A 10,202-nucleotide genomic window follows, 5' to 3' on the forward strand; every position below is an offset into this window, starting at 1 on the left:
TGGATATCGGCAGGGTTGGTAACTATGGAGTGCCAACCAAACCCAGTGAAACTACGATGAGCAGAATATCCGCAGCAGCCAGCTTCATAAGCAACGCTCACTTGATGATCTTTAAAGTTCTTCTGAACATAGTCATAAAGGGTTTTGGCCTCAGGTGGCATGGAAAAGGATTTGCCTGAGAATAGGTCCGTAGCACAGTGAATCTTCCAGCTTCGCTTGTGGATGTCGATGCCAATGTATAACTTTGGTTGGGCAGTGGGTGCAGTTTTCATATCTTATTGTTTTGGTGAACTTTAAAGATACTGGATTCACTGCTTTTTCATCGATGCCATAATTTATTGCTAGTTCTAGCCTACTTACGAAAATCCTCGCGGATTTTCTATTCGGTTTTTATTTGCTAAATTAGTTGCTTAAACACGCAACTAACCATACACAAAACCGTTCTCTGCAAGCTGATATTAACATATTAAAAATCTATAAACTATAATACAACAAAGAATATGAAAAATTCGGTGATGACTCTGTTTCTTTTTCTTACACCATTGTTTTTATTAAGCCAAAACTCTATATCTCATTCTAGCCCTAATTATACATCATGTTTAGAGCTAATGAAAAATTTTAATAATGAGATGCAAATTAATTTCGGGGATAAAGCTGTAAAGATTTGGACCAAAAATTATTTACTTGTTGTAAAAAAAGGTTCAGGTGCAGTACACGTCATGAAGCCAGAGCAAATTCACACAAAAGTTGATATAGAAAATAAAGCACTGGTGATTTATACCAAGACAGAAGATAGAGAGATATTTGAGTTAAGAGCAAAAGGAACTTTTACAGATTTTGATATATGGATTTACGGATTTGAAAATAATCTTAGTGATGAACTAATAGAGAAGCATGCAACAATTTTAAACGAACTGCTCGCGTGTTTAAAAGCGAACTCTACGTATGAAGATAAGATTACCATGAATAGGTATTTAGATACTTTATTAATTAAGTATCCATTATGGAAAGCTCCAGAACCAACAAAATATACAGATGTCAACATCTTCTCTTCTAGCTCTTCAAAAAAAGAAAGAACTTTAACTCCCAATGAAATAGCCAAAATGAAGCGATTTCAGGATTCGATGAAAAGAGAATTGGACAAAGCATGGGTAAGGGCAAAAAAAGGTAGTAATTGCCCTAAATGCGCAGGTTATGGACACGTATTTACCTCAAAAAAAGTAAATAATACATATATAGAATTTTCAGAAGATACGTTTTATCTTTATAAGAAAACTACAACTACAAGTAACGATTATTTTCAGAAAATTAAGTGCTCTAAATGCAAAGGTACTGGTAAGATAAAATACTGATTATTTGAGGTAATGACGGCTTTAAATTAAAAAATAAGCCAGCAGAGAACAACGCATAACGTCCATTGCTTATTTTGGCTTCTCGGATAAATCCACGCAATCGGTAAATTCGGGAAATTCTATGTATTTTGGTCAAAATGTTTCGCAACGGAACGTTATACAAACACGTAGCACTTCACTTCATCGAGAAACCATTTCACAAATCCAAAAAAATGTTTAATTTTGTATCTAACTGGATACAATAAATGATTGTCACTAAAAAGACATCTGAGTTTGATAAAATGGATTAGGAAGCTGAAAGATATACGTGCGAAATCTAAAATACTTTTCCGAATCCAGAAACTTGAAACTGATGGGCACTTTGGAGATTGCAAACCTGTGGGAGAAGGAATTAGTCTTGACCGCCAAAAGCTGTCAAAATGCTTCCAAAAAATTTAAATCTATTTTGAATACCATTTGTGGATACGATATGGATATTGAAGAGGGGTGAAAGGATATTGAACACGAAAATGGAAACGCTCTTGGTACGTTTTGGGCTGCACTTTGCCTTGATGATTTGTTGAGACCCGATCCTTTATCCGAGGAATAGATAAAGCCATATAGGATAAAAGAAAGCAGTTAAAAGATATCAAGGCAAAATCATTCCTATTTTCGAAAAAAGTTACGGATTGAATCTATCACAGATTTAGATTTTGTTTCTTCTGCTTCAGCTTTTGTCTCTGCTGTCTCGTTTGTGCCAAAGGTATATTGTCTTAAAAAATCACTATTGGATTTGTTGGTGGCGTATTTACGACGCTCTACACTTAGTCGATCCAATTTTTCTTTTTCAGCTGCTATTATCTCTTTAAATAGGGGAGCCAATCGTTCGTTAAGTGTATTTATTGGTTCTTTTAGAAAAAAACCTTTTGCACCTTTCTTGAGCAATTCACCTTTATCTGCTTCGTATTTCAGATTGCCAGTAATAACTACAACCGGAATTTTGTCGTTATAATTTTTTATTATCCTAATCACGTCAAACGCATTCATTCCAACTAAATTAAAATCGGTAATTACAATGTCGGGGATGTATGTTTTAAGTGCATTTATTAAACTTATCTCACTATCTACAAAACGAATTTCGGGATTATGACTAATTTTTTTAAGTTGCCGTTGCAATAAAAAAGTGTCTGATACAAGATCTTCAACTAACAAAAAATTTAAATTACTGGGTAGGTTCATAATTTTATGGTCGTTAGCGGTTAACAAGTAAAGTTATAATTTTTACGAATAAAAAATAAATTTAATTGTAAAAAAATATTAAAATGAATAATTACCAGTGAAAATTTTACGGAATAGCTAATTTGGCGAAAATTTATAATTTCGAGCACTTTTAGTACCCTCAATTTTTTTATCTTTTACCCATAAAATAAATTTTCAGCGCTGAATGAAAAGAATTAGAAAGGTAGGACTTACCAATTTTATTTTACTGGTTGCTTCGCTCTTATTTGCGATATTTCTAATTGGTTTCTCTTTTATTAAAAATTCGCAGTCTGTAGACGATATTGCCAAAAGTTGGGAGATTAAAAGCAATATACGGAAGATATCTTCAATTATTTCGCGGATTGAAAGTTATGGCCTGGCGTATAAATTTACAAATCAGGAAAAATACAAACAGGCCGTTATAGATGCGCAGGTAGAATACGATTCACTTTTTAAAACTTTAGAAAATGCCACCCAAGAAGATGTGTTGCAAACCGAACGTTTACGGGTTATTGATGGAGAAATGAAAAGTCATTTTCAAAATTACAGCAAAATTCTATTTACTGATTCCACCAACAATAACTTACAAGCAAATGGCGACAACGCAAATTTGTACCTCACAGAACCGCTTCAGGAAAATTTAGAAGAATTAATTGTTACAGCAGACCAACTTTTGGCGGAGCGCAACCAACGCTATACGCTATGGAAATTTATTATTTTAGGGGCATTGGGGCTGGCCACGGTTATTGTGTTTACCAGTCTTTACAATTTAATTCAGAAAATTAAACCTTTAATAGAAGAGTTGCTTAGCACTCAAGAAAAACTCGAGTTTACAAACGTAAATCTCAAAAATACACTTACCGAATTAAAACAATCTAACGCGGATAAGGTAAAAGAAATTAAAGCGAAAGAATTGGCAATTGAAGAAGCAGAAAAACTTAACGAGTCTTTAATTGCTAAAAACCAACAATTAGATCATTTTGCTTATGTAGCATCGCACGATTTACAGGAACCGCTGCGAACGGTGTCTAATTTTTTAGAAATATTTCAAGAGGATTTTCCAGAAAGGGTAGAAGGGGAGGCGGTTATGTACTTCGATTTTATCAACAAAGCCGTGGAGCGTATGCGTAAATTAATTAGTGGATTGCTCTCTTTTTCGCGCCTTGGTACCAGTGGCGAGATGGAGTTAATAAACCTCAATAAAACAGTAAAAAAAATTAAGCAGGATTTTGCAGTTGTAATTAGTGACAGAGATATAATTATTGAAAACGACGAGTTGCCAAAAATAGTTGGCCATAAAATTGAAATAAAACAACTATTCCAAAACTTAATATCGAATGCTATAAAATTTACGCCTCCCCACGTAAAGCCGCACATTAAAATAACCTATCAAGAAACTGAGAACTACTATAATTTTCATATTTCAGATAATGGTGTTGGAATACCGGAGAAAGATTTTACCAAAATTTTTGATATGTTCAGTCGTTTACACAGTGTTAAAAACTATGAAGGACAAGGCATTGGACTCGCATTCTGTAAAAAAATAGTAGAGCTTCACTTGGGTAATATTTGGGTGAGTTCTACTTTTGGAGAAGGCACCACTATACATTTCACTTTAAAAAAGTAATAATGAAAAGAATTAAAAACGTACTCCTAATTGACGATTCTGAAAGTGATAATTTCTATCATGCACGAAAGATAAAGAAGATGGGAATATCAGACAATATACATATTTGTTATAGTGCAGAAGAAGCTTTAGATTATTTAAAAAGCGAATTAGACGGTAAGCATCCGCAACCTACTTTAATCTTTTTAGACATAAACATGCCCGGAATGAATGGATGGGAGTTTCTAAAGGCTTATGAAGCACTAGAAGTATCACAACAGGGCGAAATAGTATTGACCATGCTTAGCAATTCTATAGACGAGCGTGATAAATCTAAGGCACACGAGTTTAAATGTGTAAAAGGTTTTTACAACAAACCTCTAGATGAAACATATTTAAAAAATATTCTTGAAACGCACTTTTAAAAAAAACAAAACCAAATGCTTTCATTTCTTAAAAAAAATAAAGTGGCACTCATAGGTGGATTAATCTCTACTTTGTTTATTGGTCTCGGCATTTTTTTATTGGGAAATGTTTCGGGCTACGAAGCCAAACAGCTGTTAGAAGGTTCGGTTCGCGGTATAAATATGCTTTGCAATACTGTTGTTTTGGCGTCTGCTACAATTTTGGCGTTGCTTCTTACACTGCTAGGTATTAGCTCTGGTTCGCAATCTAAATTAAAAAAAGCACACTATTTTCAAGTCTTATCCATTGCAAAAATTGATACAATATTATTTATAGCAGCACTTATTTTGTTTCAACTTTTTAATATTCCCATTACCGAATCTGAAAATGTACCTGTCTCTTGGTTTACTACTATTTATTGGGTTACCCTTTTAAGCTCTTCAGTAATTAGTGGAATGCTTGTTACGGTTATACTTTTATTGTACAGCACGGTAAAAAACATTATTACAATCGTAGGATTGGGACAGGATCATCCGCTTATTTCTTCAGAGGAAGAAGAAGAAATAGAAGATGAAAATTAATACTTTATAAAAAATTAGTTTCAAATTGCTATCTTTCCGTCTGGGTGAATTTTTTTAGCGCTGTAGGAATCTATAATCACTTCAGAATTTACCTGAAATCCGGTGCCATCCCAAAAACCTAAACATCTTTTAAATGAGAAACACTAGCTTAAATTTAGTATTCATTTTACTAACGCTTAGCCTTTATACTTCTTGCAAAACCGAAGTAGATCGTGAAAGTTATTCCGAAGCAGAAATCGCTGCCGAATCAAAAAAAGTCAATGATTTCTTTCAGAAGTCATTCGATTATCAATTGAGTATATCTCCTGAATTTCAGACGAGACAAGGAATAAAAACAGACTACGGCAAACTGAATGACAACACTCCCGAAGCCGCTGAAAGAGAGTTAGAATTAGACAAAAAAGAACTGGCGTGGCTAACAGATTCTGTGAATGTGGCTGCGCTTTCCAAGAATGCATTATTGAGCTATAAACTGTATAAACAAAAGAAGGAAAACAACATAGCCGATTATAAATACAGACTGTATAACTATCCAGTAAATCAGATGTATGGCGCACATTCTGGCAAGCCGGCATTTATGATAAATATGCACCGTATTGATAGTGTTGCTGATGCAGAAGCCTATATTTCGCGATTGCACGAGTTTAACAGATTCTTCCCCCAAACAGTTGAAAACCTAAAGGCGCGCGAAGCAATTGGTGTTGTTCCCCCTAAATTTATTTACGATAAAGTAATAGAAGGCTCCGAAAATATTTTGATTGGTCAGCCATTTGATGCTTCAGATAAGCAAAGCACTTTATTAAAAGATTTTATGAAGAAAGTGAACACGTTAGATATTGATGCAACAACCAAATCTAAATTAGAAACACAAGCTAATGAAGCTCTTTTAACCTCGGTAAAACCTGCTTACGAAGCACTTATTACGTTTATGAAAGAGCAGAAAGAAAGAGCTACCACAGACGATGGAGCTTGGAAATTTCCCGACGGTGACGCTTTTTATAATAACGCTTTAAATAGAACGACCACAACCAGTTTAACAGCTGATGAAATCCACGAAATAGGATTGCGTGAAGTTGCAAGAATCCACGAAGAAATGGAGGCAATTAAAAATGAAGTGGAATTTGAAGGAACACTGCAGGACTTTTTTCAGTTTATGCGAACCAACGAGCAATTCTATTACAGTGCAGACCAAGCCGGAAAGGATGCTTATTTAAAGAAAGCAGTGTTATTAATAGATAGCATGAAAACACGTTTAGACGAAATATTTATCACCAAACCCAAAGCAGATATTATTGTAAAAGCAGTGGAACCATTTAGAGAAAAGGCAGCGGGAAAAGCATTTTACAATCGCCCAGCAGCAGATGGCTCCAGACCGGGGATTTACTACGCTAACTTGTATGATATGGAATCTATGCCCAGCTATCAAATGGAAGCATTGGCCTATCACGAAGGTATCCCGGGGCACCATATGCAATTGGCAATTCAGCAAGAATTAGAAGAAGTGCCTATGTTTAGAAAATTTGGAGGCTACACAGCCTATACCGAAGGTTGGGGATTATATTCAGAATTTATTCCAAAGGAAATGGGTTTCTATACCGATCCGTATTCAGATTTTGGACGTTTGGCAATGGAATTATGGAGAGCCTGCAGATTGGTTGTAGACACGGGAATACATGCCAAAAAATGGACCCGTGAAGAGGGAATTAAATACTATACAGAGAATACGCCCAATGCAGCCTTAGACGCAATTAAAATGGTTGAAAGACACATTGTTATGCCAAGCCAAGCCACAGCTTACAAGATTGGAATGTTGAAAATATTGGAATTGCGTAAAAAAGCAAAAAACGCTTTGGGCGATAATTTTGATATCCGCGAATTTCACGAAGTGGTTCTCTCTCAGGGTGCAATTCCGCTAAACGTTTTAGAAGATTTTGTAGATGAGTATATTGCTGCTAATAGTTGAGCTGTAAAACTGACAGATAACATTACATATAGAAATAACGCGAATAGGGGATTAACTATTTGCCACAATAGCAATCTCCTCTTCCGTTAACCTATACAGTTCATAAACCATTTGGTCTATTTCTTTTTCGATGGTGGTTATTTGAGATTGTAGTGTTTGTGCTTTTTTCTTGTTTTCCTCAAAAAGTTCCATCCACTCAAACTCATCTTTTTTGGTGAGTTCTGCAATACTGAAAGTTGAAATAATTGCAATCCGCGTTATAAAGAATTACTGAACTCTTAAAAATATCAAAAGTAAGTTGGCATTACTAATTTTCTTATGTACAGGATTTGAACATTTTTAGATAATCTGTAATGGTTTGGTTCTTAGTTTTTAGAAGCGAGTAGTGGTAGCCCTAAAATTTGCCGCCATTGGTTTTATTTGGAAATTATTTTTAAATAAGTTTAGTTTGTGCGATGTTTACAAAATTGTCATTGTAAACAAGCTATAGAAACCTACTAACCAAAATATAAATATGGCCAAAATTCCTATTGAAATTGAAAAAATTAAGAAAACTAGTCGCTATTTAGGAAGTACAGACAGCATTCCAAAAGAAATAACAGAATATTTAATTACCCTTACTGAGAAAGGTCAAGGTTGGGAAAAAACTGTACGCTGTAATATAAAAGAATTGACAAAGTTTCGTGACGAAATTTCACAATTAATAGAAACTACCACCACTGCCGAAAGGTTAAATATTACTAATGATGAAGCAAACGTACTTGACAGACACTATTCGCAAGATGCACTTTGTCAAGGTTGTATTTATAAATTCACCAATAATTGCTTAACCTGCATATTTGAGTTACAGAGCCCGCTGGAGAGAAAGTTATTTCTGGCACTAAACAAAGAATACATTCGCTTTTCAACGCAATATCCACTGAATTGGAAAGGCGAGAATATTTCCATTGAAGGTAAAACGTATAACAATCCGAAAAACAATTTTAAGGATGTATTGACGGTTGCAGATTTTTATATCGAGAAAAGAGGAGTGAAATTATGTGTTTATACAGATGGGCATACATATCACGAACGCACAGAAGAACAAGCGCAACGCGATAAGCGAATAGACAGAAAACTTCAAGAATTAGGGTTTCAAGTTTTACGATATACAGGAAAGGATGTGAATGAAAATACAGATTCAATTGTAGCCGAAATTAAGAAATGGATTGAAAAAGCTTCTTATTATAATGTATAAACCGATTCCGATAAAATTAACTAATTGAATAGGCCAATTGATTTTTGATTGCCGATTGTTGGCTTCTAAACACTCACCGCAAAAAAACTAATATTTTATTCGATTCAGTATATTTGAAATAAGCAACTTTAGATTTGAGCCTACAACGAAACAAAAGAAGAATGAGTTTAAGTTCGGCATATATTGGTGCTGGCAATCAGACTTCTTTTTTCAATAGGAAAGCTAGTGTGCCTTTTAAGCAGCTTAAAAAAATTTACGGAGAGGAACTTGCCTTAATAAGCAGTGAGCAATCTAAGCTTGGGTTAAATAGAAAAACGCTTTCTGAAACCGACCGTGTTTTATTAAAAGAAAAGATTCGAATTTTAATAAAAAATCAGCGTAGAAACTACATCATAAACTTACTTGTAACCATATGTATTCTGGCAATCTTTCTTTTCACAATATTACTAATTGGATTTAAAATTTAACAACACCAATACTTTATATTTAAAAATTTCCGCTCTCCACTTTTCTATTACACATACCCAATAGCTGATATATGTCATTGTTTATCAGCCTTGCAAGGGTTATATTAGTCTTTTTGGGATACAGATTACATATAAATGAATATGATCTCAATTAAGTTTTACGAAGGTTATAATTATATGAAATCTCCAAAAATACCATTCAAAAAAATGAAGGCATTTCTGCCCACACTTCAATAAAACTTTAAAACAAGAAAAACATGAACATTGCATTAAAAGAGCTTAAAGACATACGTTCGGAAAATTGTATCACCATTATTGCTACTACGCACCGAACAAAACCAGATTACTTAAATGACGGCTTACGTCTTAAAAATTTAATTAAGCAAGCGGAAGACAGGTTAATGGCAGATACCAGTAAACGCAACGCGAAAAGTTTAATAGAAAAATTAAATAAGCTCGCTGCCCAAATTGATCATAGTAAAAATTTGGAGAGTTTGATGCTTTTTGTAAATGATGAGATTGGCGAATACACACGCCTCCCAATTAAGGTTGAAGATCGTGTGGTTATAGATGAGACCTTCGCCACACGCGATTTAGTGCGAGCTATGCACTTGGAAACCAACTACTACATTTTGGTTTTAAGTCAGGAGAAAATAAGACTTATTGAAGCGATGAACGATACGATAGTTCGCGAAGTTGGCACACCGTTTCCTTTTGAAAACACCCAGTTTTTTTCAAAAAATCGTGCGGCAAATGCCATGGCGGCAAAACAAACCAGTTTAATTGCTGAATATTTCAATCAAGCAGATAAAATGGTGAATGAAGTTAGAAAGCGCAACCCGTTACCAGTATTGATTTGCGGTCTTGAAGAGAACCACAACGAATACCTAAAAATTGCCGATAACAAACGCAGTATTTTCAACGTGTTTTTAGATAAAAATAAAATTAATGATGCGGCGCATTCCATAGTTGAAGAAAGCTGGGAGCTAGTGAAGGAGTACGTAGTTCAGAAAAACAACGAACGAAAGGCAGATTTGAAAAAAGCCGTGGGAGAAAACAAATTTTTAAGCGATACCAATGAAATTTGGAAAGCTATATCTGACGGAAAAATACAAACCCTATTTATTGAGCAAGGTCTATTTCAACCCGCCATTATAAAAGACGACTCCATAGTCTATGTTTCTAATATTGAACGAAACGACACTGGTGTAATCGACGATATTTACGACGAGATGATTGAGGAAAATATGAAGTTTGGTGGCGATGTGGTTTTCCTTCCAAAAGGGGAACTATCAAAGTTTAATGGTTTTGGTGCGATAACGCGGTATTAAAACCTAGCTTGATATTTTTTA

Annotated in this window: 10 protein-coding genes and 1 pseudogene; 8 read left to right on the forward strand and 3 right to left on the reverse strand. The window is 34.6% G+C overall.

The features are described from left to right. Positions 1-272: pseudogene (locus K8089_RS07740) on the reverse strand (IS110 family transposase); the annotation flags it as partial. Positions 273-500: 228 nt separating this feature from the next. Here K8089_RS07740 and K8089_RS07745 point away from each other — a divergent pair. Beyond that, positions 501-1,352: a hypothetical protein gene (locus K8089_RS07745; RefSeq protein ID WP_237602703.1), complete on the forward strand. Its 852-nt coding sequence runs from the start codon at positions 501-503 to the stop codon at positions 1,350-1,352. Positions 1,353-1,997: 645 nt separating this feature from the next. Here K8089_RS07745 and K8089_RS07750 read toward each other — a convergent pair. Beyond that, positions 1,998-2,570, reverse strand: a complete 573-nt coding sequence (locus tag K8089_RS07750; RefSeq protein WP_237602704.1) for a response regulator — start codon at positions 2,568-2,570, stop codon at positions 1,998-2,000. Positions 2,571-2,775: 205 nt separating this feature from the next. Between K8089_RS07750 and K8089_RS07755 the strand changes: the two genes are divergently transcribed. The 4 genes from K8089_RS07755 (at position 2,776) to K8089_RS07770 (ending at position 7,146) form a co-directional block, all read left to right on the forward strand. Beyond that, on the forward strand, positions 2,776-4,218 hold the full coding sequence (locus K8089_RS07755; protein ID WP_237602705.1) for a sensor histidine kinase: 1,443 nt from the start codon (positions 2,776-2,778) through the stop codon (positions 4,216-4,218). A 2-nt stretch (positions 4,219-4,220) separates the two neighbouring features. Further along, the gene (locus tag K8089_RS07760; protein ID WP_237602706.1) at positions 4,221-4,622 is read left to right on the forward strand and encodes a response regulator; all 402 of its coding nucleotides are present in this window, start codon (positions 4,221-4,223) and stop codon (positions 4,620-4,622) included. 15 nt (positions 4,623-4,637) lie between these two features. Beyond that, positions 4,638-5,183 (forward strand): hypothetical protein, encoded by a 546-nt coding sequence (locus K8089_RS07765; protein WP_237602707.1) that lies wholly within the window; start codon positions 4,638-4,640, stop codon positions 5,181-5,183. Positions 5,184-5,316: 133 nt separating this feature from the next. After that, positions 5,317-7,146, forward strand: coding sequence for a DUF885 domain-containing protein (locus K8089_RS07770; RefSeq protein WP_237602708.1), 1,830 nt, complete (start codon positions 5,317-5,319; stop codon positions 7,144-7,146). Positions 7,147-7,197: 51 nt separating this feature from the next. On the opposite strand, the gene K8089_RS07775 is transcribed toward K8089_RS07770, so the two are convergent. Then, positions 7,198-7,338 (reverse strand): hypothetical protein, encoded by a 141-nt coding sequence (locus tag K8089_RS07775; protein ID WP_237602709.1) that lies wholly within the window; start codon positions 7,336-7,338, stop codon positions 7,198-7,200. Between the two features lie 322 nt (positions 7,339-7,660). On the opposite strand from K8089_RS07775, the gene K8089_RS07780 reads away from it, so the two are divergent. From K8089_RS07780 to K8089_RS07790, 3 genes are all read left to right on the forward strand, one after another. Beyond that, on the forward strand, positions 7,661-8,383 hold the full coding sequence (locus K8089_RS07780; protein ID WP_237602710.1) for an endonuclease domain-containing protein: 723 nt from the start codon (positions 7,661-7,663) through the stop codon (positions 8,381-8,383). Positions 8,384-8,544: 161 nt separating this feature from the next. Further along, on the forward strand, positions 8,545-8,850 hold the full coding sequence (locus K8089_RS07785) for a hypothetical protein (protein ID WP_237602711.1): 306 nt from the start codon (positions 8,545-8,547) through the stop codon (positions 8,848-8,850). A gap of 257 nt (positions 8,851-9,107) precedes the next feature. After that, positions 9,108-10,181: an AOC03_06830 family ribosome hibernation factor gene (locus tag K8089_RS07790; RefSeq protein WP_237602712.1), complete on the forward strand. Its 1,074-nt coding sequence runs from the start codon at positions 9,108-9,110 to the stop codon at positions 10,179-10,181. The last annotated feature ends 21 nt before the right edge of the window (positions 10,182-10,202 follow it).

Origin of the sequence: Aequorivita vitellina (assembly GCF_022008365.1) — a bacterium.
Taxonomy (GTDB): Bacteria; Bacteroidota; Bacteroidia; order Flavobacteriales; family Flavobacteriaceae; genus Aequorivita; species Aequorivita vitellina.